This window comes from Sphingobium sp. B8D3B (assembly GCF_025961875.1).
Lineage (GTDB): Bacteria > Pseudomonadota > Alphaproteobacteria > Sphingomonadales > Sphingomonadaceae > Sphingobium.
Genome location: NZ_JAOQON010000001.1, coordinates 3330423 through 3354236 on the forward strand (window position 1 = coordinate 3330423; position 23814 = coordinate 3354236).

Here is a 23814-nt window from a genome sequence, read left to right on the forward strand (position 1 = left end):
CCTCAGAGCCAAGCGGAAAGGGCGGGGCGGGCCGGCGCATCAGCCGGCCATCTTCATCGTGAGCGGCAAACCATTGGGATCGAGCAGGCGCAGCGTGCCGGGCGCGGAAGGCAGGATGACTGCCCCCATCTGCGCGAGCGCGGCGGCGACCTTGCCACTGTCGAAGCGGCGGCAACTCACCGTCCAGTCATCCACGGCCGGCTTTTCCCGGCCGACCGTCTGGCGGATGGCGATGGGCGTGTTCGCCGCGGCAAACCAGCGCTGGCCCGGCGCCGGCGCGCGCATCTCCTTGAAGAAGAGCGACATGAACTTGCTGGTGGCAGCGAGATCGCTGACGCGCAGCAGGATGCTTTCCATCTTGAGCGGGGTGACGAGGGGCGCGCCCTCCACGATGTTTCCGGCCGGCACCGTCGTGCTGGCGAGGCCGGCCGGTTCTTCCAGCAATTGCAGGCCAATGTGATCGGGATCGTAGACGATGCCGCGCATGGCAGGGGCCAGCCCTTCACGCTCGAGGCGCGCATCCATCGCCTTGCGGTCGTATTTCTCGAGCAGCACGCAATAATGGTCGATCGCCGGATCGGGCGCGGTGGCGCGCGATCCCAGAGCGATATAGCCCTTGCCCAGCACGACATAATAACGCAGCGGCGGATCGGCCTCCTTGTGGACCGCCGGATTGAACAAGCGGCCATAGAATTGCGCGGCCTTCGTCACGTCCGGCACCAGCATGCCGATATGTTCCAGACCCGTGGTGCGCAGCGGTAGTTCGTCACCGCGCAGGGCTTCCGCGGCCATCGCCACACCCGACGAGAGCGCCAGCGAAAGCAGCGAGCCGGCGGCGATCACGCTGCGCCGGTCGAATATGCCCGCGCCATCGCCCGAAAAGTCATCGCCGTTCATCACTTCTTTCTCCCAATCATGGCGGGCGGCTGCCGGCTGGTGTTCCAGGTCAACTGGCTGGGCGACACGCGCAGCCGATCTTTCTGGCTGCCCGCCGGCATCCGGAACTGCCGGCTGGTGACGACGCCGCGCAGGATCGTCTGGAAGCGATCGCCATTGCCGGCGCTGGTCCGGGCGATCCGGCGTACTTCCGGCATGTCGGCAAAGGTAAGTTCGCGGCCGATGGCGAAGGTCATCAGTTTCTCGATGAAGGTGTGGGTGAAGGCGTCCGAGCGGGCGAGGATGGCGTTGCGCAGATCGCGCGGGCCATTGATCTTGGTGCCGTCGGACATCACGCCGGAGGCATCGACGGGAAAGGCGCCGTCCCGCGTCCGCCACTGGCCGACCAGATCGTAATTCTCCAACGCCAGGCCGATGGGGTCCATCATATTATGGCAGGAGGCGCACACCTTGTTCTCGCGATGCACGGCAAGGCGCTGGCGCAGGCTCGTCGCCTCGGCATTCGCGTCGAGATTGGTCTCCACGCCGGGCGGCGGCGGCGGCGGCTTCACGCCGAGGATGTTCTCCAGCACCCACGCACCGCGAATGACCGGCGAGGTTCTGTTGGCGACGGAGGTGACGGTGAGGATCGCGCCCTGCCCGAGCAGGCCACGGCGCACGCTGTCCTTGGGCAGGCTGACCTTGCGGAAATAGTCGCCGCGCACGCCGCTAATGCCATAATGCTGGGCCAGCCGCTCGTTGACGAACGTGTAGTCGGCATCGAGCAGATCGCGGATCGGGCGGTTCTGCAGCATCACATAGCGAACGAGGCCCTTGGTCTCATTCTCGAAGGCGACGCGCAGATTGTCATCGAATGCCGGGCTCTCGCGCTGGACCGAGCGCAATTCCCGCAGATGCAGCCACTGGGTCGCGAAATTGTCGACCAGCGCTTCCGCCCTTGGGTCGGCGAGCATGCGGTTGACCTGCTGGTCCAGCACAGCCGGGTCGCTGAGCTTGTTCTGCGCCGCCAGATCGAGCAATTGCTGGTCGGGGATGCTGCTCCACAGGAAGAAGGAGAGGCGCGAGGCGAGGTCGAGATCGCTGATCGCGAACTTGTCCTGCGCGACCGGCTGCTCGAACCGGTAAATGAAGCGGGGATCGACGAGAATGTAGGAGAGGCCTGCGCGGACGCCGTCCTCGAACGTGCCTTGCGCCCGGCCCGCATCATACATCTTCATGATCGCGTCCACCTCGCCGCCCATCGGCTTGAGCGGGCGGCGGAAGGCAAGGCTGCCGAGGCGCGTCAGGATCGCGCGGGCGCAGGGCTTTTCCTCCATCCAGCTCTTGGGGCGGCAGGAGAAGACCGTGGCGCGCGGCGCGCTGCGGCCCGGCCCCTGTGTCGTGAATGGCCCGTTGACCGCGACGTTGAGGACGAGGCCCTTGGTCAGATAATTGGCATAGATGTCGTTCACACCCGCGCCGGCGACCTCGTCGAGCAGCGCCGCCGTGATTGTGCGCCGCCCGGCGCCCAGCTTCACGCGGACCTTGTCGCCCTTGCCCAGCGCGACCCGGCGGCCATCGATGGTGAGGTTGACGGCCGGCATGGGGGCCGGCGCCCGGCGTCCGGCGATGAATCCGCCGGTGCTGGTGCGCACGCTGATCTCGTAGGTGCCGTCGACCGGGAAGAAATGGTTGACCCGCATCCCGCCCCGGGTGCCGAGCGGCAGCCCTTCCAGATGCTTGGTCTGCACGAGTTTGCCCGGCGCGTTGTAAACAGTCCGCGTCAGTTCGAGCGTTGAAGCGCCCGTGGCGATGCTGCTGATCTTGAGCCCGGCATTGAGATAGCCCTGAATGAGCGCCGGGGAGGTGGTCAGTACGCTGGAGATATTGTCGAACCCGCCGGTCGCGGCATCGGGCGGCAGGAAGTCCGCCGGATTGATTTCCAGCCCGATGAGATCGCGCACGGCATTGGCATATTCGGTTCTGTTCAGGCGGCGCAGGTTGGCCGAGGGGAGTGGCGCGGGCGTGGAATCGAGCCGATCGGTCAATTGGCCCAGAAAGGAGGCCAGTTCGCTCGCCTCGGGCCGAGGGCTGTTGAGCGGCGGCATGGCGCCCGCGCTCACCTTGCGCACCACCTTTTCCCAAATGGCCGCATTCTTGCCGGTATGGTCGAAGTCCATGCCCTCGAAGGAGAGGCCGGCGACCCGCTCCTCCGAATCATGGCAGGACATGCAGTATTTGCCGATCATCGGGTGCGGTGCATTCTCCGCCACGGCAGTCGGCTCGTCGCCCTGCACAGGGAAGGCAGCGCCGAGCGCGGCCAGATAGACTGCGCCCGCCGCAAGAATCACAGCAGCGCCCTGGCGTGATCCGCCGAACCGGGCTGCCTCTCCTGCCATCGCGCTCATTCTCTTGCGCGCCGTTTCAGAAATCCCCTTCATGAGTCTCGGTATACAAAATCAATTTTCTTTTGTCACGCAATGAAGGCAGGATTTCTAATATATGGAAGGAGGGCATGGCGGCGTTGAGCAGCGAACACGATTTCCGAAATCAACTCTTCGCGCGGTGCTGCTCAACCCTCCTCATTCGCGGTGCGCACGTAGAGGCGCGAGGCTTGCCAGAAGCAGGCGCCGGCACAGAGCGGCGTGATCGCGATGAGCAGCAGGGAATAGCGGATGGCGGACTGGCCGAAGTCCGCGGCCAGCACATCGTTCAAAATGCCGACCGCCGTCGGGCCAATGATGTTGCCGACGAGACCGCCGCCCAGCAGCAGCATCGCGATGGCCAGCGCGCGCTGGTCGGGCGCCACCACATTGACGACGGCGGCGTAGATCGGCCCCTGATGCAGCAGAGTGAAGAAGCTGGCGCCGGCAAAGCCCAGCACCCAGATCGCGGTCTCCTCGCCGAGCAGAAACAGCAGTTCCGCGGGGCCGATCGCCAGGCAGGCGAGCGCCGGAATGCCGACCCGCCAGCGCAACTGGCTCTTGCGCAGCCGATCCACCAGCAGGCCGCCCAACAGAATGCCCGCCGCGCCGAGAAAGCCGCGCGAGGGGCCGATGATCGTCGCCGCTTCCGCCATGGTCAGGCCGTGGACGCGCTGGAAGAAGGTCGGCGTCCAGGAGCCGGTCGCCCAGATGTTGGACCCCATGAACGTCATGCCGAGCAGCATCCAGGCATAGCAGCGGTTGGCCAGCAGCGCGCGCACGTCGGTTTTGATCGCGGCAATCGGCGAGCGGTTGTGCGCCGGCCGAGCAGCAGTGCGGGCCGGCTCGCGGACCGTGAGCCGAAAGATCAGCGCCGCCGCGATGCCGGGCACGCCGGCCGCGATGAACATCGCGCGCCAGCCATAGGCTTCCGCGATCCAGCCGGCGACCGGAAACAGTACGATGTGTGAGATGGTCGCCGCGACGCCGTAAATCGCCAAGGCCAGCGGGCGCCTTGTAGGGTGAAACAGGTCGGCGATCATCGAATTGGCCGGCGCCGTGCTGCTGGCCTCGCCCGCGCCCAGGCAGAAGCGCGCGAAAGCGAGCTGCCAGATGTTGGTCACCCAGCCGGTTGCGAGCGTGACGGCGCTCCAGAAGGCGAGGCCGATGGAGATGATCGTACGGCGATTGAACCGGTCGGCCGCCCACGCGATGGGCAGGCCCATCAGCGAATAGATCACGATGAACGCGACGCCCGAAACCAGCCCGAGCGCGGTGTCGGAAACGCCCATCTCCGCCTTGATCGCCGGCAAGGCGAGCCCGAGCAGGGACCGGTCCAGATAGTTGAAGATGGAGACGACCATCAGCATTGCGAATGGCCATGTCGATTGCCAGGGCCAGGGCGCCCGCTGTTCCTTGGGCAGAGAGGATGGGGCGGCCGCGCTCTCCCGGCCCAGGGGCAGCGGCTCAGTAATCGGCCGCATGGCGCTTGCCCCGTAATCCGCCAATATGTGTCACCCCGCCTCTCCCCCTTGCGCACTGTGTGCAGCTTTGCCTGCCAGACAGGGGTGGGGGCGCCATGGCGTCAATCCTCTCAATGGACATCGGGCCGCAATTCCGGAATGTGGAAGGAATGGGCGCGCCCTGTGCTGTCCGCGGCGCGGCCTGCGAAGCTGCTCGCGGCCCTCACCACGTCACGGACGAGATCGGCATCGCGCGCCGCGTGGAAGCGGGGCAGGGGCATCACGATGCCAAGCGAGCCGATCAGCCGTCCCGCGCCATCGAAAACCGGCGCCGCGACCCCGGCGACGCCAAGCTCCTCATCCAGATTGCGCGCGACGCCCTCGTCGCGGATCCGCCGCATCTGCTCGAGAAACTGCGCGCGCTTTGCCGGCGGTCTGCCCGCGATGGGGCTGCGGGTGATGGACCGGAAGATGGCCTCGCTCTCGCCCGGTGGCAGGCTGGCGAGAATGGCCTGGCCGAGCGATCCCCAAGGTAGCTCGATCTCGATGCCTTCTTCCAGCGCCGGGCAATGGTCGCAGGCGGCATTGGCCACAGCGGCGACCACGGCGCGGCGCCGAACCGGGGCATAGAGGCACAGCACGGCCGTCTCCGACCATTTGCGCACCAGCCCGGCAAGCAGCGGCCGCGCGCTGCGCACCGGATCGAATTGTGCCAATAGCTGCGAGGCCAACCGGGTGAGTTCGCGTCCGGTGCGGTAGGTCTGGCCATCGCCGCGCTCGACGATGCCTTCGGTGAGCAGGGGGCGCAGCAGGCGGTGGACGGAACTGAGCGGCAGGCCCGACCGCTCCGCAAGCTCGCCGAGCGTGAACTGCTCGCTGCCCTCGATCACCAGCCTGAGGAGATAGATGACTCGCTCTGCCGAGCCGCGCGGGCTGGTCATTGCGCGTGCATCCAAGCGGCGCGCGAGCTTGGCGCGTGTGCCCGGTATCGCGTCCCCCATGGACATGACCATGCCGCGCCGATCCGGCCCCGGCTTTGCGTGCCGCCCATCATTCCCCTCCATTGCGCGTGCTATTCGGATAGCACTGTCAATCAGCATCTGTCAGTTTTCCGATTGACGGAAAAACGCAGTGCAACGTCATGATCCAGATACAAATCTGTTCGCAAATCCGTCAATGGAGTTCACAAAGTCAATTGAAAAGTCTCGGGGCAGAAGGGGAGGGATCACATGCAATCGGGAGCAGCGGAGGATATTGTCGGCGGAATCGGGCGGCGTGCGTTCATCGCCTCGCTCGGCGGTGCGGCCGCGGTCGCGGCGATGAGCGCGGAGGCCAAGGCCGATGCGCTGGAACATGCGCTGGCGGAAAATCTTGGTCCGGTGGGGCGCACCTTCCCCAGCGTCGCGCAGGTCGATGCGCAGATCCCGACGCGGCACTATCGGCGGGGTGTGGGCAATGTCTTCATTGCCGAGCAGGGGACTGTCGACGTGTTGGCGCCCATGCCGGAAAAGCCCAAGCTCGCCGATTTCATCCGCCTGCGCTTTCAGAGCACGTCCAACCACTGCCTGCAGAGCGCCACGCAGGCGCGCAAGCGCAACATGGATGAGGATATCGTCTTCGCCTGCCTCGTCCATGACCTGTCGATGGCAATGATGCGCGCGAATCATGGCTTCTGGAGTGCGCAGCTTTTCGAGCCCTATGTCTCCGAGAAGGTCGCCTTCGCCATCCGGCACCATGCCGCGCTGCGCTTTTTCCCGGACGCGGAGACGGGCTACACTTATCCCGATATCTATCGCGAGATGTTCGGCGAGGATTATGTCCCGCCGCCGCATGTGCAGCGGGAGTTCGCGATGGTCCGCCAGCACCGCTGGTACATGGCGGCGCGCCTTGTGACCGTGAACGATCTCTACGCTTTCGATCCCACTGCGCAGGTCTCGCTCGATCCTTTCGAGGATGTGATCGGACGCCATTTCCGTCAACCCGCAGAGGGCCTCGGCTTCGACAGCAGCCCGAGCGCCCATATGTGGCGGACCTTGTTCAATCCGGATTCGCCGCTCTGAGCGCGAACCGTATGCCTTTCTTGACTGGTTGGAGGACCTTGGAATGATGAAAAGAACGAAAATCGCTCTGGCGACCGCATTGGTGGCCCTCCCGGCCATTCTCGTGGTGGCGCCGCTGGCCGCGCAGAATGAGGCGCAACTGCCCGGGCAGAAGGATGTCAGCCGGGTCGCAGCCGGCACCTACAAGGCCGATGCCGGCCACACGCTCGTCGGCTGGCGCGCCAATCACTTCGGCTTCAACGACTATTTCGGCATTTTCGGGGACATCACCGGCACACTGGAGATCGATCCGGCGAAGCTCTCCGCCGCGAAGGTGGATGTGTCCATTCCGGTCGCGCGCGTGGTGACGGCCAGCACGGGCCTCAACGGCCATTTGCTGCGCGCTGGCAAGGATGGCGGCAAACCCGACTTTTTCGGCCCCGATCCGGCGCCGGCCCGCTTTGTCTCCACCAGTGTGGTCGCGACGAGCGCCACGGCTGCAAAGATCACCGGCGACCTGACACTCAACGGCGTGACCAAGCCGGTGGTGCTTGAGGCCGAGTTCACCGGGGCCGGCAAGCATCCCTATAACGGCAAGGCGACGCTTGGCTTCGAGGCGACGGCGGCGATCAAGCGGTCGGACTTCGGCATGACCTATGCGATCCCCATCGTCTCCGACGAGGTCGAACTGACGATCAGCGCGGCCTTCGAGAAGTAAGTCATCGCGAGCGCTCAGCGGCGGTTCAGCTTGCCGGCGCTAGTGCGGCGGCATGAACTCCGGGGATGAGCGTGGGGCAGCGGCAGCGCTGACGATCCGGCGCGCCAGTGCAGGCGCGCCGTGACCGCACCCCCGCACCTGACGCCCTCGGGCGATCCTCACCCTTCCGTTCCGCGGGCCGCCCGCCGGCGCCGCCCGCTGCTTTGGGTCGCGCTGGCTGTGCCGCTGCTCGGCTGGGCGGGGCTGGCCGCCGGTCTTGGCACCACGGTGCTGCGTGAGCCGATCGAGCGCCGGGCGAGCGCCGCGCTGGGCCGTGCCGTCGCGATCGATGGGGATGTCCGCCTGCTGGTGACGCCTTTCTCCCTGCAACTGGCTGCGGACGATGTGCGCATCGCCAATGCCGCCTGGGCGCAGGCGCCCGATCTGCTCAATGTCCACGCTCTGACGGCGCGCTTCTCCACATTCGATCTGCTGATCGGGCGCGCCGGCCCGCGTGCGCTCGGCTTGCGCGGCGGCACGCTCGATCTGGAGCGGCAGGCAAGCACGGGCGCGGCAAACTGGAAACTCGGCGGCAAGGATGGTCTGTTTGCCGTCGCTGGCGTGCAGCGGGTGGACGCGGACGATCTCGTGCTGCGTTACCGGGACGAGCGCGAGGGAATCGAGAGCTGGCTCAAGCTGGTCGGAAGCGGTCCGGGCGCGGTGCGTTTCGCCGGGCGAGCCAGTCTTGCCGGTGATGCCTTTCGCATGAATGGCTCCAGCAATTCAGCCGAGGGGCAACCGTTCCGCTTTGCCCTGCGCGCGGGCGCGGAGACACTGGACCTGCGGCTGGAAGGGGAAAGCGACAGCCCGTTCCGGCTGGCCGGGGCGGACCTGCGGGTCGGAGCGCGCGGCCCCGATCTTGCAGCGCTGGCGGCACTGGCGCGCATCGATCTTCCAGCCGCGCCCTCCTTTGCGCTGACGGCTCGGCTCGCGCAACGGCGCGGCGGCTGGCATTTCAGCCGCATTGCAGGGCAGCTTGGCGAGACCGATCTCAGCGGCAGCCTGACGCTCGATCAACGCGGCGCCCGTCCGCGCGTGGTGGCGTCTCTGGCGTCCGAGGCCCTGCATCTGGCGGACGGCATGGCTGTGCTGGGGTTGCGCACGGCGACGTCCCCATCCGATGGCGAAGGCCGTCAACCCGTCGCCTCATTGTTGCCGGATGCCACCCTGTCTCCCGAGGCGCTGCGCAGTTTCGATGCCGTGGTCGACTATAAGGCCGAGCAGATCGAGGGCGTCGGGGACGCGGGCTCCGCGCTCAAGCCCGCGCATCTCGCCATGCGGCTCGCGCTGATCGATGGGCGGTTCATGCTCTCGCCGGCCAGTGTTGATCTGGCGGGCGGGTTCGTCTCATCGGATATCTACATCGATGCGCGATCCGGCCCGGCGCTTGCCCGCTACGATATTCGCCTCTCGCCGACACCGATGGGGCCCCTGCTGGCCGGCTGGGGCCTCGCCCAGCGCGAGACAACGGCGCTGGCGCGCGGGCGCATCCAGCTGAGCGGGCGCGGCGAGACCCTGCGCGAGACGCTCGGTCATGCCGCTGGCCGCATCGCCCTGGTGCTGCCCGCCGGGCGCGTGGGCATGGCACGGGCGAGCGAATCGGAGCTGGATATGACCAATCTGCGTGCTGCGATGTTCGGCACGCGCAGCGGCAACGGCGTGGATTCGACGGGAGGGATATTCTGGCGCCTCGGCCAGCGCCTAGGGATCGGCGGCGATGGCGAGGCTGCGAATAACGCGACCCACCTCAATTGCGGACTGATCGCCTTTTCGGTCCGCGACGGGCTGGCGACGGCCGACCCGATCCTGATCGATACCGATGGTCATGTCGTCACCGGGCGCGGCGAGTTCGATCTGCGCGGCGAACGGCTCGATCTGCGCTTGCAGGCGCAGGGCAAGAGCCGCGAATGGTTCGGTCGCCCCTCGCCGATCCTGATCGGCGGCACGCTGGCCACGCCGACCGTGCTGCGCGAGCCGGTCGACCTGTTCCGGCCCCAGCGCCTGTTCGGCTTGTCCATGATGCTGCCGGATGTGCGGGCCATCTTCGGTTTTGTCGACCCGGACGAAGCGCAGGCGCCGGCTTGCGGGACGCTGCTGCGCGGCGGAGCGACGGCCGACGCGGCGGCGGCTGGACCGGCGCCGAAGCCTGCGGAACTGGCCTTGCGCTAAGCGGGCGGGGCGGCTTCGGCGTGGCGCCGGTCCGCCAGCCAGAGCGACAGGCCGGTCAGGCCGTGCAACAGAACGATCATCGTGAGCAGGAAGAAGGTGGCGCTGACAAAGCGCGGGAGGAGCAAGAACTCGACCGCGCACAACAGGAACACCGCCATGGTGAGCAGCAGATTGGCGATGGAGGATGCCCCGCGCCGCGTCGATCGCACCACCTCGACCAGCAGGAAGACGATGGTGAGCAGCAGCAGCATGTCGCCCCAGTTCAGCATCAGCACCACGCCTGAGAGCATGGGCAGCGTGAAAGCCTCGCCCCGCATCACGGCGGCCAGCGCCGGCTCGGTTTGATCCGGCTGGGGCGCGCCGGCGAACAGCGCCACCAGATTGTAGATCAGCACCGGAATGAGCAACAACGGGAAGCTGTTGAGCAGGTCTACGGCCTGGCGATTGTTGCGGTCTTCCATGCGGTCTCTCCCTCAGGCTCGCCAGCATGGGACTTTTGGGGCACAAAGGCCAGAGCCGCCGGCACGGGACGCACGGGCGGAATGGAGAGGGGAGAGAGCATGAGGGTTTTCGCACGCATTCCGACCATCGCGGCGCTGTTAATTGCCATGACCATGGTCACCAGCCCGGGGCATGCTCAGGTCGCGGCCAGCGCCGAGGCGCAGAAGGCGATGCTCGCCAGCCCGGACCCAAAGCTCACCGCCAACAAGAAGCTCGTTTACGACATGTATCGCCATATCGTGCAGGGCGGCCATGCCGATCTGGTCGAGCGCTTCTTCACGCCGGAATATATCCAGCATAATCCCAATGTCGCCTCGGGCCGGGATGCGCTGGCGGTCTTCCTGCGCGGCTCGCGCCCCGCCCGCCCGATTTCGCCGATCATTACCCTGCCGATCATCAGGATCGTGGCGGAGGGCGATTATGTGCTGGTGATGAGCGAGCGCCCGATGAAGGACGAGGCGGGCAAGCCCTATGTCACCAGCTGGTTCGATGTGTACCGGATCGAAAACGGCCTGATCGCCGAACATTGGGACCCGGCTCTCAAAAGTGCGGCGATGCTGAAATTTGACCCGAATGAAATGGGGAAATGAAGGCGAAGTAACTGGCGGGGCTCAATCGCCCAGCATCTCCGCCAGCGCAGGGCTGATCCACTCGCGGGTCGTCGCGCCATCCTGGACGAGCATATGGACGGCCAGCCCCTCGCGGATCGCCAGTGCGGCGCCGGCGTGCAGTCCTAGCACGGTGAGCGCGCTGGCCCAGGCGTCGGCATCCATGGCGCGGGCGTGGAGGACGCTGACCGAGGCAACGCCGTTCTCCACCCGCCGCCCGGTGCGCGGATCGAGCGTGTGGGCGCCGCGCACATAATTGCCCGAGGTCGCAACGGCCAGTTGATGCAGGGCGATGCGGATCGGGCGGGCGCGCACGGACGGCGGAATTTCAAGGTCGACCCACCATGGGTCGCCATCCGGACGCATCCCGCGGCCCACCAATTCGCCGCCCACCTCGACGAGGCAATGCGCCACGCCGCGCTCGGCCAGCAGGTCCGCCACAGCATCGACGGCATAGCCCTTGGCGATGCCGGAGAGGTCCAGCCACAGGCCACCCGGCTGACGCAACCGGCGGGTGGTTGGCTCGAACGCGAGGCGCCGCCAGCCCGATTGGGCGAGCGCCTGCGCAAGCGCTTCATCCGTCGGCTCGCTTTGCATGGGGTTGGGGCCCAGCCCATAGAGATCCGTCAAACGCCCGATGGCCGGATCGAACGCGCCGTCTGTGCGCTCGGCAAGAGCGAGGCCGGTCTCCATCACGGCGGCAAAGTCGGCGGACAAGGTGGTCCACTGCCCACCCGGCGCCGCGCCGAAGCGGCTGAGGGCGGAATCTGGCGCCCAATGGCTCATGTCCGCCACAATGGCATCGAGCCGTGCCTGCACATCCGGCTTGAGCCCTTCGGCATCCACATCCGGCGGGGCGCAGAAGCGCACCCGCCAGATGGTGCCCATGGTTTCACCGCCAATCTCCCGCACCGGCGCGCCCGGATCGATCCCGGCGAGGGCGCCGGACTGGATCGGGGGCACGACGATGCGCGGGACGGCGCCGAGCATGGTCAGGGCGCCATCACTTCCAGCGTGGCGGTGTAGCTCATCCGCCGCGCCGTGACGCGCGGGGTGGCCGGCTTGTCGTCGCTCAGCGAGGCGTTGAGCCAGATCATGCCCGCCATCGGCCAGTTCACCGTGGCCACGCCCTCGGCATCCGTCGTTACCTCGAACACACCCTCATTATCGCGATAGCGCTTGCCGCCCGGCACCAGCGTGACCTTGAGGCCGGCCGCCGGTTGACCATCGACCAGGAAGCGCAGCTTGGCCGGCTCGTCCTGCACCAGCTCCGCCGGGTGGGTAATCGGCACCATTTCCAGCCCCTTGCCCAGCGGCTTGATGGCGCTCGGCTCGCCCTTGGTGGCGAAGAACTCATTGCGGCCGCTTGTTTCGGTCAGCTTGAGGTCGGTCGCATTGGCCGGAATCTCTGCGACGCTGCTCACCTGATTGGCGGGCGCCTGCGCGCCCGGTGCCGGCGGCGGTCCGCGCCGTCCACCCAGGCGCCACTCCACGCCATCGATCTTGAACGTGCCCATCACGCCCGATTGCGCGCTGCCGATCCGCCAGGTGCCCGGCTGGTCGAGCTGCACGTCGAACACGGAGCGATAGCGCCCGGTTGCGGCATTCTTGATCTCCGCCTCGCTGCCGTCTGGGCGCCATGCTTTCACGCTGTCGAGCCGCATGGCATTATGATCGGCATAAAAGAGGTCGTTGGAGCTGGCCGCATCCACCGTCACCCACGGGTCTTCGCCCGAGAAGATGGTGCCGGAGGGGAGCAGCCACTGGCGGTGAGCATTGGCGGGCATCGCCGTGGCAGCGATCAACGCGGCGGCGGCAAGCAGAGCGGTCTTGATGCGCATGGGGTCGTGGCCTTTCGGGTCTTGGAAAGCTCAGCGAGCGGAAATGGTGATGGCGCCCAATTCGGACTTGCCGGTGGCGGAACCGCCCTTGGCGGGCACCTGCAGCGGAATGGAGACGATCTCGCGGCCGCCGGTCTCGCGCGCGGCTTCCACGTAGAGCGTATACTGGCCCGGCTTGAGCGTGGCGGGCAGGGCGATCCTGTGCGTGCCCGGTGCGCGGGTGGCGCTGCTCACGCCATCGGCGGGCAGCTTGAGGCTGCGGCCGCCCTTGCGCCACCAGGTGCGCAGATCGGAGAGCCACTTGGTGCCGGGCTCGCGGCCCTGCAGCTTGACGTCATACCAGACGAAGATGGTCTGCGCCGCGCCGCCGCCGGTCGGCTCCACCCATGCCGCGACATAGGGGCGGTGATATTCGGCGACATTGAGGCGGGGAATGGTCACGCTGATCGTGCCGGCCGTGGCAGGCGTGGCGACGAGACCGGCAAGGACGAGGGAAGTCTTCTTCATGGGAGAGCGGGTCCTCAGTGAATGAACAGCAGGGCGATGACGAGCGGGATGAGCAGCCCCAGCCCGACCAGCGGCCAGGTGGAGGGGCGATGCCGGGCGTGAAGCTGGAGCAGCAGCAGGCCGGTGAGGGTGAAGACGATGCAGGCGACAGCGAAGATGTCGATGAACCAGCTCCACGTGCCGCCGGTGTTGCGGCCCTTGTGCAGATCGTTGAAGTAGGAAATCCAGCCGCGATCGGTGCGCTCGGCCGTGACGGCGCCGGTCGCGCGATCGATGGTGATCCACGCATCGCTGCCGGGGCCGGGCAGGGCGACATAGACCTCCTCGTCCGACCATTCCGCCGCGCGCCCGGTTGCGTCGAGCGAGACCACCTGACGCAGATGCGCGGCGACCGGCGCGGGCAGCGGCGCATCGGCTGAAGCAGGCGCTGCCTCGATCTGGGCGAGCAGGGCGGACGGCAGGGTGGCGGTTCGCTCCTCGACCTTCGGCGCGGCGCCGATGGAATCGGCGTGGTTGAGCGTGATGCCGGTGATCGCGAACAACATCATGCCGATCAGCGAGATCGCCGCGCTGATCCAGTGCCAGCTGTGCAATTGCTTGAGCCAGAAGGCGCGCGCCTTGCGCTTGCCCGGGGCCTTTTGCGCGAGCCGAGCGGCGCTGGAGGGAGATGCCGACACGGACGTCCCGCGCGCGATGGCTGCCGCGCCGCCGCCTGCCGCTACCGGCTCATCCGCCCGCTGCCTGTCCACCCGCTGTCCGTCCACATGCCCCCCGACGATGATTGGCGACGCGCAGCGATCAGCCTGCGCGAATCATGTTCGAGCGCCTCCATTGCATATATTGAGAAGCATTCGCAAGACGAGATGGCGGTATCGGACCGCTAAGCCGCTCTGAAGCACAGGCCGATCAGGGAGAGTCTGGAGCGATCCTCAGCCGGTGGCAGGCTGCAGCGGCCAGTAGGTCGCGTAGCGTTCGTGGCGGATTTGATAATAAGGGATCAGCCGCACGGGGCGGCCCTCCCGGTCGGCGATGATGAACTCCAGCGGGGCGGTGCCGGGGCGGAGCTGCCCCGCTATCGTCTCGGCATCGCCCACCAGTTGCGGCGGGGAGAAGGGCGTATCGTTATACTGGCCATAAAGGCGCTCGTTGACGACCACATCCGATCCCGGGGCCAGCCCCTCCGTCCCGAGTGCGCCAGAGAGCACGACCGGCCCATAAGTGAATGCCACGATCCCCGGCGCCGCGGGCGATTCTTCGACGCGGACCTGCATGTCCAATTGGAGCGTCAGCATGTCGCCATCCCGCCAGCTGCGGTCCAGCTCCAGATAGCTGCCCGGTTTCGTCGATTGCGCCAGCGGCGCGCCGTTCAGGCTGACGCGCGCGGTCCGGCTCCAGCGCGGGTGGCGCAAGCGCAGGGTCGCGCGGGTGGGGCGGGCCAGAGACCAGCGCAGGGCGGTGGAGGGCTCCTCGGGGAAGTGCGTGGTCTGGGTCAGCACCGCGCCCTTCTCCCGCCAGCGCACCGATGAGGGGATGAACAGGTTGACGACCAGCGCCTCGGCGTCATGAAAATAGATCGAATCCCGATATTTCGCATGGTTCTCCATGCCGGATCCGGTGCAGCACCAGAAGGAGTCGACCGGGGTGCAGTAGAGCTTCATGTAGCCCGGCCGCGCGCCCTGAAAATAGGTGACGAGGCCGGTCTCCGGGTCCTGTGACGCCAGAATGCCATTGTAGAGCGCGCGCTCGTAAAAGTCGGCCAGCTCCACCTGCGGATCGTGCAGGAACAGCGCGCGGGTGAGCTTGAGCATATTATGCTGGCCGCAGGTTTCAGAGCCCTTGGCCGAGAAGACATGTGCGGCGAAGTCTGCCGGCGGATAGAAGAACTCGGCATCGCCATGGCCGCCGGTCGCATAGGAGCGGGTGCGGGCGACCGTGCGCCAGAAGAAGGCCGCGGCATCGCCATAAGCCTTCTCGCCATTCACCTCATAGACGCGCTGGAAGCCGACGAACTTGGGCACTTGTGTGTTGGCGTGCATGCCATCCAGCAGGTCCCGGCCCTTGGCGGCCGGCTCCATCACCGCCTTCTGGGAGAAGCGCTCGGCCAGGGTGCGGTAATCGGCCTTGCCGGTCAGCACATAGAGATCGGCGAGCACCTCGTTCATGCCACCATGCTCGGTGGCCAGCATCGCCTCGAAGGCGGCGGCGTCCATCGGCCGGGTGGCGACCACCGCCCAATCGGCCATGCGCAGCAGCACGAGACGGGCGGTGTCGCTGCCGGCAAGCTGCCAGGCGTCGCGCAGTCCGGCGAAAATCTTGTGCAGCGTGTACCAGGGGACGCCGGTGATCGGCTCGCCCCGGATATGCGCGGCGACGAGCGCGGCGCCTTCAGGAAAGGCGCAGACCAGCCCCACGCCGGATGCGCGCTGGCAGGCATACAGCTCGTCGGCGATATAATCGATGCGCTGCTTGAATCGCCCATCGCCGGTGGACCGGAACATCAGTGCGCAGGCGGAGAGATAATGGCCGAGCGTGTGGCCGTGGCAGTGGATGTCGGCCCAGGTCGCCTCGGATTCCCAGCCGCCATAGACCGGCGCCTTGGAAGCGAGCCCGGCATTTGTGCGGAAATTGGCCAGCATCCGGTCCGGCTCGAGCGAAAGCAGATAGGCTTCCGTGCCCCGTTGCGCGGCGAGAAACGGACTTTCCAGCAGCGTCACATCTGCCATGTCAAAGGGCTGGAGACGCGGCGCCACGCTGAGCGCGCCCCTGGGCTGAGCTGACGGCAAGGCCGCACCCGCGGTCACTCCGCTCCCCAGCGTCACCAGCGTGGCCGAGGCTACGGAAGCCAGCAATTCACGGCGAGACGCCGACACGCCCCTTGCATGCATATGACAGGACGTAGCCGCCATCTGATCCTCCCCAGTCGCGCTCAACTTCGCGTTTTGATAACGCTACCATAAACGAGGCGGGCGGGAAGGCAATTCTTTCGATCGGATGGCGATCATCCGCCACTATCGGCGAGGCCATCAACGCAGATGGTTTGGCCCGCGCGCCTGTCGCGGGCCATCAGGGCTCAATCCTGCTTGGCGTCCTCGAACCACGCCTCGACCGGGCCGGAGAGCTTGATTGTCAGCGGCTGGCCATGGCGGTCGCGCGTCTTGCCGGCGGCGACGCGGATCCAGCCTTCGGAGATGCAATATTCTTCCACATCGGTGCGCACCCGGTCCTTGAAGCGGATGCCGATGCCCCGCTGCAGCGTCTCCACGTCGAAATGCGGGCTGCGCGGATTGGTGGAAAGGCGGTCGGGCGGCGTCTCGCTCTGCGGTGCGGCGGGCGTGTCGGATGCGGGAGTATCAACCATGGCTCGTCCTTGCCGAAGAGCTTTCGGCCAGTCAACGCTTCTCAGGAGCGCGCATGGGGCAGTCCGCGAGGGCGACCGGGCCGGAGACTGTCCGGCCCGGTCGTGCGGGTGGCATGATCAGCGGCAGATGCGCACGCGATACCGCTCGCCGCGCCAGCGGTCCCAGCGGGTTTCGGTCCAGCAGCGGCGACGGTCGTTATAGCCGTATCCGCTACGATAGCCGCGGTCATGACGGCGCCAGTCCCGGCGGTCGCCGCGATAAGACCGTTCGCGATAATGGCGGTCGCGGTAGCCATCACGATAGGCGCCCCGATCATAGTCCCGATAGCTGATCGACAGGCTGCTCTGGGCCTGAGCCGGTGTCGCAGCGAGCGGCATGAGGCCGAATGTGGCCGCAACGGCGAAGGCGACCGAAGCGAGGCGGGGGGTAAGAGGCATGTCATTCTCCTATGTCCAATGTCGGCGTCGCGCGCGGCCTTCGCTCGTCCGATCCATCCTTTCTGCCAGACCGGCCTGAACGCCCGCGAAACAGGCCGTTCATCTGCCCATGGGGCGTGCCCTGGATGCGGTGATATGTGGAAGGACGGTCGCGGATCGCGTGGGACACGTAAGGCGTTAAAAGCCGGTTCAGCCGCGACGACCTAGAGGTCTGCTCTATGCCCCGTTTCTCCTTTCCCTCCTTGCTGGTCGTGCCGCTTGCTGCGGTGGGGCTTCTGATTCCCGCATCCGGTTTCACCGTTCCCGCGCGGGCTCAGGACGCCGCCCGCCAGGTCGTCCCGGCATTTGACGAGGCCGGCCGGCGCTTGCTGACCGATCTGCAGGGCGCGGGGCAATTGTTCGCGGCGCAGGCGCTGGCGAGCTGGATCACCGCCTCGCGCAACGATGCGGTGGCTGCCGGCGTCGAGCCGATCCCGCCCGCCATTCGCGCGCGGCTGCGCGGCCATATGCCGGACGCCCTGCTCGACCGCGTGCGCTATCGCGTTGGCCAGGGTCACGAGTTCAGCTTGCAGACCAATACCTTCAACCGCAGCAATGCCGCGGCGATCACGCTGGACGATGTGGTGCTCTTCCGCTCCGCCGAGGATGCCGCCTCGGATGTCGGCCTCTGGGCGCATGAGCTGCATCATGTGCACCAGTATCGCGAATGGGGCGTCCAAGGTTTCGCCCAGCGCTACACGCGCGATTATCAGGGTGTCGAGGCGGAGGCCCATGCCGAGGCGGATCGGGTGGTCGCCGCGATGCGAACGACTGGGACAGCAACGCCCACGCCTGCGCGCTAGGTTGCAGGGACGAAGTGGCGCGGGTCAAATTCAACCTTCTCCCCTTGAGGGAGAAGGATACGGAGCCTTGTCGCCATCTGGCGGTTAGGCGGAGTTGAATGAGGGGTGGCGGATCTTCGATTCGCGCGATCCTTTTGGATCGCTTACCCCTCTCCCAGCTTCGACTAAGGCAGCAGGCTGCCAAGTCTGCGCATCCCTCTCCCTCAAGGGGAGAGGGTTTGGAGCTTGTCCCTCGCGCGCACAACCCCCTCGAGCGGGACTGGGAATGGGGTCGTTCGGCGCACGCCGCCTCTTCTCCAAAAGAAAAGGGCGCTCGTCCGGCTGGACAAGCGCCCCTTGGATCAGGCGGCCTTGGACCGCGAAGCGCGTTTGCGCTCGTTCGGGTCGAGGTAACGCTTGCGCAGACGGATGGTCTTGGGTGTTACCTCGACCAGCTCGTCATCGTCGATATAGGCGATGGCCTGCTCCAGCGTCAGCTTCCACGGCGGCGTCAGGCGGACGGCGTCGTCCTTACCGCTGGCGCGGAAGTTGGTGAGCGCCTTGGACTTCATCGGGTTGACCTCAAGGTCTTCCGGCTTGGCATTCTCGCCGATGATCATGCCTTCGTAGAGCGCCTCGCCCACGCCGACCATCAGCACGCCGCGCTCCTCAAGGGGCCCGAGCGCATAGGCATTGGCCTCGCCGGCGCCGTTGGAGATCAGCACGCCGTTCTTGCGGCCTTCGATCTTGCCCTTGTGGGGACCGTATTTCTCGAACAGCCGGTTCATGATGCCCGTTCCGCGCGTATCGGAGAGGAACTCGCCATGATAGCCGATGAGGCCGCGCGAGGGCGCCGAGAAGGTGATGCGGGTCTTGCCGCCACCCGAAGGCCGCATGTCGGTCATCTCGGCCTTGCGCTGGTTCATCTTGTCGACCACCGTGCCGGAGAATTCGTCGTCCACGTCGATGACGACGGTCTCATAAGGCTCGGTGCGGTTGCCGTTCTCGTCTTCGCCGAACAGCACGCGCGGACGCGAAATGCCGAGCTCGAAGCCCTCGCGGCGCATTGTCTCGATCAGCACGCCCAGCTGAAGCTCGCCGCGACCGGCGACCTCGAAGCTGTCCTTGTCCGCGCTCTCGGTGACCTTGATCGCGACATTGCTCTCGGCTTCGCGGAACAGGCGGTCGCGGATCATGCGGCTGGTCACCTTGTCGCCCTCACGGCCCGCCATCGGCGAATCGTTCACCGCAAAGCGCATGGAGAGTGTCGGCGGATCGATCGGCTGCGCCTTGATCGGCTCGGAGACCGAGGTGTCGGCAATGGTGTTAGCCACGGTGGCGACGGTCAGGCCGGCGAGGCTGATAATGTCACCGGCCTGGGCTTCGTCGACCGGCACCCGGTCGAGGCCCCGGAAGGTCATGATCTTGGACGCGCGGCCCGTCTCAATGACCTTGCCGTCCATGTCCAGTGCGTGGATCGGCTGGTTGATCTTCACGGTGCCGGAGGTCACGCGGCCCGTGAGGATGCGGCCGAGGAAGTTGTCGCGGTCCAGCAGCGTTACCAGGAAGGTGAACGGCGCGTCGATGTCCAGCGCCGGCGGCGGCACATGGTTGACGATCGTCTCGAACAGCGGCGTCAGCGTGCCTTCGCGCTTGGTCGGGTCGGTGCTGGCATAGCCGTTGCGGCCGGAGGCATAGAGCACGGGGAAGTCGAGCTGCTCGTCGGTCGCGTCGAGGCTCACGAACAGATCGAACACCTCGTCCAGCACTTCCTGGATGCGCTGGTCGGGCCGATCGACCTTGTTGACGACGACGATGGGACGCAGGCCGAGGGCCAGCGCCTTGCCGGTCACGAACTTGGTCTGCGGCATCGCGCCTTCGGAGCTGTCCACCAGCAGCACCACGCCATCGACCATCGAGAGGATGCGCTCCACCTCGCCGCCGAAGTCGGCGTGGCCGGGCGTGTCGACGATGTTGATGCGCGTGCCTTCCCACTCGATGGAGGTGGGCTTGGCGAGAATCGTGATCCCGCGCTCCTTCTCCAGATCGTTGGAGTCCATCGCCCGCTCATCGACGCGCTGATTGTCTCGAAAAGTGCCGGACTGGCGGAAAAGCTGGTCGACGAGGGTGGTCTTGCCATGATCGACGTGCGCGATGATGGCAACGTTCCGCAGAGCGTTGGGACGGGGGCTCATGATAATCTCTCTGGGCTTGTGGACGGCCGACACGGGTCATCCGGCCGGAATTTCTCGCGGCCCTTAGCGGAAAGCGGCGCTCGGCGCAACGGCCAGCAACGCGGATGGTCCGCGGCCTCGTCATAGTCGGTGCGGCCAGCCTAAGTGCTTGAAGGCAATGACCATCGTTGCGCATGGTCTTCAAGCCATTACACTCCACGCGACAAAGCGATGGTTGCGGTGCCGCGCAAAACCCCCGGTCGGGGCCGCCGCAGGTCTCGCAGCCCGCGCGACAGGATCTCGCATCAACAGGAGCTGCTATACAGGATGCCGCATTACACGCCGCTCATCGCCACGGTCGTCGCCGGCCTCGTCGCTGCCTTTTTCATGGGCGCGCTGGCGATGCGGCTGCGGGTCTCGCCCATTGCGGGCTATCTCGTCGCAGGTGTGATGGTGGGACCGTTCACGCCGGGCTTCGTCGCCGATCCCAACCTCGCCAATGAACTTGCCGAAATCGGCGTCATTCTGCTCATGTTCGGGGTCGGCCTTCATTTTTCGGTGAAGGATCTGATGGCGGTGCGGCGCATCGCCGTGCCCGGGGCGGTGGTGCAGATCGCGACGGCCACGGTGCTCGGTATGGCGCTCGCCTGGCTGATGGGCTGGGGCCTGCTCTCGGGGTTCATCTTCGGCCTGGCTTTGTCGGTCGCCAGTACCGTCGTGCTGCTGCGCGCCCTGCAGGTGCGCGATCTGGTCGAGACGGAGCGCGGGCGCATCGCCGTGGGCTGGCTGATCGTCGAGGATCTGGTGATGGTCCTGGCGCTGGTGCTGCTGCCGGTGCTGGCCGGCATCGCGCTCGATCCGCAGAGCGAGGGTCTCTCGGCCATCGGTTGGCCGGTTCTCGTCACGATCCTCAAGGTGAGCGGCTTTGTCGCGCTGATGCTGCTGGTCGGGCGGCGGATCATTCCATGGGCGCTGCACTGGGTGGTGCATACCGGCTCACGCGAGCTGTTCCGCCTTGCGGTGCTGGCCATTGCGCTGGGCGTGGCCGCCGGATCGGCCTTCATCTTCGATGTGTCCTTCGCGCTCGGCGCCTTCTTTGCGGGCATGATCCTCGGCGAAACCCCGCTCAGCCGGCGCGCGGCCGAGGAGACGCTGCCGTTGCGCGATGCGTTCGCGGTGCTGTTCTTCGTCTCGGTCGGCATGCTGTTCGATCCGATGGTCATCCTTCGCCAGCCCTTGCCGCTGCTCGCGACAGTGACGATCATCACGGTCGGAAAATCGCTCGCTGCCTATGCCATCGTCCGGGTATCCGGCTATCCGCGCGAGACGGCGATGACGGTCGCGGCCAGTCTTGCGCAGATTGGCGAATTCTCGTTCATTCTTGTCACGCTGGGTTTTGGCCTCGGCGTCCTTCCGTCCGAAGCGCGCGACCTGATCCTCGCTGGCGCGATCATCTCGATCTTCCTGCACCCCTTCCTGTTTTCCTACATCGCCCATCGCGCGAGCGAGGCGGCCAAGGTCGATGCGCCGCCGGTCGCCGCGCCGTCCGCCACGCTCGTGCATGTCGTGCTGGTCGGTTATGGTCGGGTCGGGCGGCTCATCGCCAAGGCGCTGCGGGAGCGGGGCAAGCCCCTGGTGGTCATCGAAGCGAATGCCGAGCTGACCGACGCCGCGCGCCGCGACGGTCATGAGGTCGTGACCGGCAACGCGCTGGACCGGCGGGTGCTGGAAGCCGCCGGCATCGACCGCGCGACCAGCCTGCTCATCGCCATTCCCGAAGGGTTCGATGCCGGCGCCATCGCCCAGAAGGCGCGGGCGCTGCGCCCCGGGATCGGCATCGTCGCGCGGGCCCATTCGGACGGCGAGGTGGAGCATCTGATCAAGCTGGGGATCGGCGACGTCGTGATGGGCGAGCGCGAACTGGCGGCGCGGATGCTGGAGCTTGCGCTGCGCGGAAACATGCAAGCGCAGGGCATCTGATGTCGCGCGTATCACCGCTCGACAGCGGGACGGGACATTGTCATCTATTGAGCAAGCGGCCTGCCGAACAGTCATGACGGCAGGGGCTGCATCATGGGTCGGGAGACAAAGGCATGGGTGCCGATGACAGCGGGGTGGGGATCAGCAAAACTGCTGAAGGCTGGGCAGGCGACATGGGGCGCAACTGGCTCGCCAATCTGGATCGGCTTGAGGGGATGATTGACCCGATCGGCGCAGTGGCGCTGGCTCGGGCGGACTTCCAGCCGGGCGAGCGCGTGATCGATGTCGGCTGCGGCGGTGGTGGCACCAGCCTTGCGATTGCCCGGGCGGTGGCGCCGGAGGGGCATGTCACCGGCGTCGATATCTCGTCCGACCTCATCCTGTCCTGCGGTGCGCGTGCGACGCTCAGTGGCCTGCAGAATGTCAGCTTCGTCTGTGCCGACGCTGGCGCGGCGCCGATCAACGGCGCGCCGTTCGACCGGCTGTTTTCGCGCTTCGGGTCGATGTTCTTTGCCGGGCCCAAGGCGGCGTTTCGCAATCTGCGCGGGCAGGTCCGCGACGGCGGCCGCATCGATCTCACGGTCTGGGCGGCGCCGCCGGAAAATCCCTGGATGCAGCTGATGCAGCATGCCTTGAAGGATCTGCTGCCGGCGCCCGATGCCCCGCCGGATCCCAGAGCGCCCGGCCCGTTCGCCTTTGCCGATACGGCATGGCTGGGAGAGGTGCTGGCGCACGCAGGCTTCGCAAACATGGAGGTGGCGCCGTGCCTGCGCGACCTGCCCGTCGGCGGACCCGGCGCGAGCGCGCAGGATGCCGCGACCTTCGTGCTGTCGGCCATGCACATAGGCAATCAGGTCGCGCCTGACCGGATGCCCGAGGCGCAGGCCCGCCTCGCGGCCGCCTTTGCGCCGCATCATGTGCCGAGCCAAGGCGTCATCCTGGCCGGCAAGGCGTTGCTGGTGAGCGCCGTCGCCGCCTAGATCGGAACCGGCGCGCCTGGATTGGCCATGTCGCGTACAAAAAAGAAGGGCCGGCGCAAGGCCGACCCTTCCCGTTTAGCGAAATCGCTGGATCAGAACTTGCCGACGAGGCCGACCATGACCTGATGGCGCTGCATGCTGATGCCGGTGTCGACATCGTCGAACTTCAGCTTGCCATAGTCGGAGAAGCGGTACTCGCCACGGATGCCGAAGCGGCCGAAGCTGTACTCAACGCCGGCACCGAGACGATAGCCGTCGAGATTGTCGCCGTCGCTGATGGAGTCGACGCCGTCGGTGTAGCTCACCTTGAGGCGGGCGTTGGTGTAGCCGGCCTTCGCGTAGATCAGCGCGTTGGGGGCGAGCTTGGCGCCAGCGCGGACGCCGACGTACAGATCGCGCGCTGCTGACAGGGACAGCTCATCGCCCGTCACGAACTGGTCCGTGACCGATTCCTTGACCTCGGAGTCAGCGACTTCCGCTTCGACGCCAACCACGGCGGAACCGAGATCGGCATTGTAGCCGAGGCTCACGCCATAAGCGAAATCATCGCTGCTTCCATTGTCGACGCCGTCGCTCAGCCGCACCGAGTCATAGCCGCCGAGGACCGCGAGGCTCAGGCCGGAGAAGGTGGGGCCTTCCTGCGCAGCGGCAGGGGTGGCAACGATCACGGCGGCTGCGGAAGCCAGAACAGCAAGTTTCATTGTATTTTCCTTGTTTTAATCTCGCCTTCTGCACGAGGCGGACGGGCCGCTTATGGAGCCCGGTTAACGGGGTCAACCTTCTCGTGGTTGCGATGCATCACTAGTGGCGTCGGATTGTTGTAAATGGGCAACATTTCCGCACTAGCGAACTTGGGATTTTTGTCCGTTCTAGGGGGAC

General features: G+C 66.5%; 21 protein-coding genes. 7 read left to right on the top strand and 14 right to left on the bottom strand.

What is annotated here, in order from left to right; genetic code table 11:
• Positions 1 to 39 precede the first annotated feature (39 nt).
• The 4 genes from M2343_RS15590 to M2343_RS15605 form a co-directional block, all read right to left on the bottom strand.
• Positions 40 to 897, bottom strand: coding sequence for a VOC family protein (locus tag M2343_RS15590; protein ID WP_264571326.1), 858 nt, complete (start codon positions 895 to 897; stop codon positions 40 to 42).
• Positions 897 to 3284 carry a DUF1592 domain-containing protein gene (locus tag M2343_RS15595; protein WP_264588452.1) on the bottom strand — a complete coding sequence of 796 codons (2388 nt, stop codon included), beginning with the start codon at positions 3282 to 3284 and terminating at the stop codon, positions 897 to 899. The genes M2343_RS15590 and M2343_RS15595 overlap by 1 nt, the downstream gene beginning before the upstream one ends.
• 164 nt (positions 3285 to 3448) lie before the next feature.
• Positions 3449 to 4783: a spinster family MFS transporter gene (locus M2343_RS15600; protein ID WP_264577331.1), complete on the bottom strand. Its 1335-nt coding sequence runs from the start codon at positions 4781 to 4783 to the stop codon at positions 3449 to 3451.
• Between the two features lie 110 nt (positions 4784 to 4893).
• Positions 4894 to 5703, bottom strand: a complete 810-nt coding sequence (locus M2343_RS15605; protein ID WP_264577332.1) for an IclR family transcriptional regulator — start codon at positions 5701 to 5703, stop codon at positions 4894 to 4896.
• 288 nt (positions 5704 to 5991) lie between these two features.
• Here M2343_RS15605 and M2343_RS15610 point away from each other — a divergent pair, with 288 nt between their 5' ends.
• The 3 genes from M2343_RS15610 to M2343_RS15620 all read left to right on the top strand — a co-directional run bounded on the left by M2343_RS15610 (position 5992) and on the right by M2343_RS15620 (position 9727).
• A complete protein-coding gene (locus M2343_RS15610; protein WP_264577333.1) occupies positions 5992 to 6822 on the top strand; it encodes a hypothetical protein in 831 nt (276 codons plus the stop codon).
• Between the two features lie 43 nt (positions 6823 to 6865).
• Entirely contained in the window at positions 6866 to 7519 is a 654-nt protein-coding gene (locus M2343_RS15615) for a YceI family protein (RefSeq protein WP_264577334.1), read from the top strand.
• A 120-nt stretch (positions 7520 to 7639) separates the two neighbouring features.
• Positions 7640 to 9727 (top strand): AsmA family protein, encoded by a 2088-nt coding sequence (locus M2343_RS15620; protein ID WP_264577335.1) that lies wholly within the window; start codon positions 7640 to 7642, stop codon positions 9725 to 9727.
• On the opposite strand, the gene M2343_RS15625 is transcribed toward M2343_RS15620, so the two are convergent.
• The gene (locus M2343_RS15625; protein WP_264577336.1) at positions 9724 to 10188 is read right to left on the bottom strand and encodes a hypothetical protein; all 465 of its coding nucleotides are present in this window, start codon (positions 10186 to 10188) and stop codon (positions 9724 to 9726) included. The two genes, M2343_RS15620 and M2343_RS15625, sit on opposite strands and share 4 nt — an antisense overlap.
• Before the next feature lie 99 nt (positions 10189 to 10287).
• Here M2343_RS15625 and M2343_RS15630 point away from each other — a divergent pair, with 99 nt between their 5' ends.
• Positions 10288 to 10818, top strand: a complete 531-nt coding sequence (locus tag M2343_RS15630; RefSeq protein WP_264577337.1) for a nuclear transport factor 2 family protein — start codon at positions 10288 to 10290, stop codon at positions 10816 to 10818.
• 21 nt (positions 10819 to 10839) lie between these two features.
• Here the strand turns inward: M2343_RS15630 and M2343_RS15635 are convergent, their stop codons facing one another.
• From M2343_RS15635 to M2343_RS15665, 7 genes are all read right to left on the bottom strand, one after another.
• Positions 10840 to 11826 carry an FAD:protein FMN transferase gene (locus M2343_RS15635; protein WP_319799415.1) on the bottom strand — a complete coding sequence of 329 codons (987 nt, stop codon included), beginning with the start codon at positions 11824 to 11826 and terminating at the stop codon, positions 10840 to 10842.
• A 2-nt stretch (positions 11827 to 11828) separates the two neighbouring features.
• Positions 11829 to 12677 (bottom strand): DUF4198 domain-containing protein, encoded by an 849-nt coding sequence (locus M2343_RS15640; RefSeq protein ID WP_264577338.1) that lies wholly within the window; start codon positions 12675 to 12677, stop codon positions 11829 to 11831.
• Positions 12678 to 12707: 30 nt separating this feature from the next.
• Positions 12708 to 13184: a DUF2271 domain-containing protein gene (locus M2343_RS15645; RefSeq protein WP_264577339.1), complete on the bottom strand. Its 477-nt coding sequence runs from the start codon at positions 13182 to 13184 to the stop codon at positions 12708 to 12710.
• Positions 13185 to 13198: 14 nt separating this feature from the next.
• On the bottom strand, positions 13199 to 13861 hold the full coding sequence (locus M2343_RS15650; RefSeq protein WP_264577589.1) for a PepSY-associated TM helix domain-containing protein: 663 nt from the start codon (positions 13859 to 13861) through the stop codon (positions 13199 to 13201).
• 252 nt (positions 13862 to 14113) lie between these two features.
• Positions 14114 to 15907: a glycoside hydrolase family 127 protein gene (locus M2343_RS15655; protein ID WP_264577590.1), complete on the bottom strand. Its 1794-nt coding sequence runs from the start codon at positions 15905 to 15907 to the stop codon at positions 14114 to 14116.
• Between the two features lie 347 nt (positions 15908 to 16254).
• Positions 16255 to 16542: a DUF3297 family protein gene (locus tag M2343_RS15660; RefSeq protein WP_264571315.1), complete on the bottom strand. Its 288-nt coding sequence runs from the start codon at positions 16540 to 16542 to the stop codon at positions 16255 to 16257.
• Between the two features lie 117 nt (positions 16543 to 16659).
• On the bottom strand, positions 16660 to 16980 hold the full coding sequence (locus M2343_RS15665; RefSeq protein ID WP_264577340.1) for a hypothetical protein: 321 nt from the start codon (positions 16978 to 16980) through the stop codon (positions 16660 to 16662).
• A gap of 218 nt (positions 16981 to 17198) precedes the next feature.
• On the opposite strand from M2343_RS15665, the gene M2343_RS15670 reads away from it, so the two are divergent.
• On the top strand, positions 17199 to 17822 hold the full coding sequence (locus tag M2343_RS15670) for a DUF4157 domain-containing protein (RefSeq protein ID WP_264577341.1): 624 nt from the start codon (positions 17199 to 17201) through the stop codon (positions 17820 to 17822).
• Between the two features lie 341 nt (positions 17823 to 18163).
• Here the strand turns inward: M2343_RS15670 and typA are convergent, their stop codons facing one another.
• Positions 18164 to 19996 carry a translational GTPase TypA gene (gene typA, locus M2343_RS15675; protein ID WP_264577342.1) on the bottom strand — a complete coding sequence of 611 codons (1833 nt, stop codon included), beginning with the start codon at positions 19994 to 19996 and terminating at the stop codon, positions 18164 to 18166.
• 306 nt (positions 19997 to 20302) lie between these two features.
• Here typA and ybaL point away from each other — a divergent pair, with 306 nt between their 5' ends.
• Together ybaL and M2343_RS15685 are read left to right on the top strand one after the other, a co-directional pair.
• Positions 20303 to 21955, top strand: a complete 1653-nt coding sequence (gene ybaL / locus M2343_RS15680) for a YbaL family putative K(+) efflux transporter (protein ID WP_264577343.1) — start codon at positions 20303 to 20305, stop codon at positions 21953 to 21955.
• Between the two features lie 113 nt (positions 21956 to 22068).
• The gene (locus tag M2343_RS15685) at positions 22069 to 22935 is read left to right on the top strand and encodes a class I SAM-dependent methyltransferase (protein ID WP_264577344.1); all 867 of its coding nucleotides are present in this window, start codon (positions 22069 to 22071) and stop codon (positions 22933 to 22935) included.
• 92 nt (positions 22936 to 23027) lie between these two features.
• On the opposite strand, the gene M2343_RS15690 is transcribed toward M2343_RS15685, so the two are convergent.
• Entirely contained in the window at positions 23028 to 23636 is a 609-nt protein-coding gene (locus M2343_RS15690; protein ID WP_264577345.1) for an outer membrane protein, read from the bottom strand.
• Between the last annotated feature and the right edge of the window lie 178 nt (positions 23637 to 23814).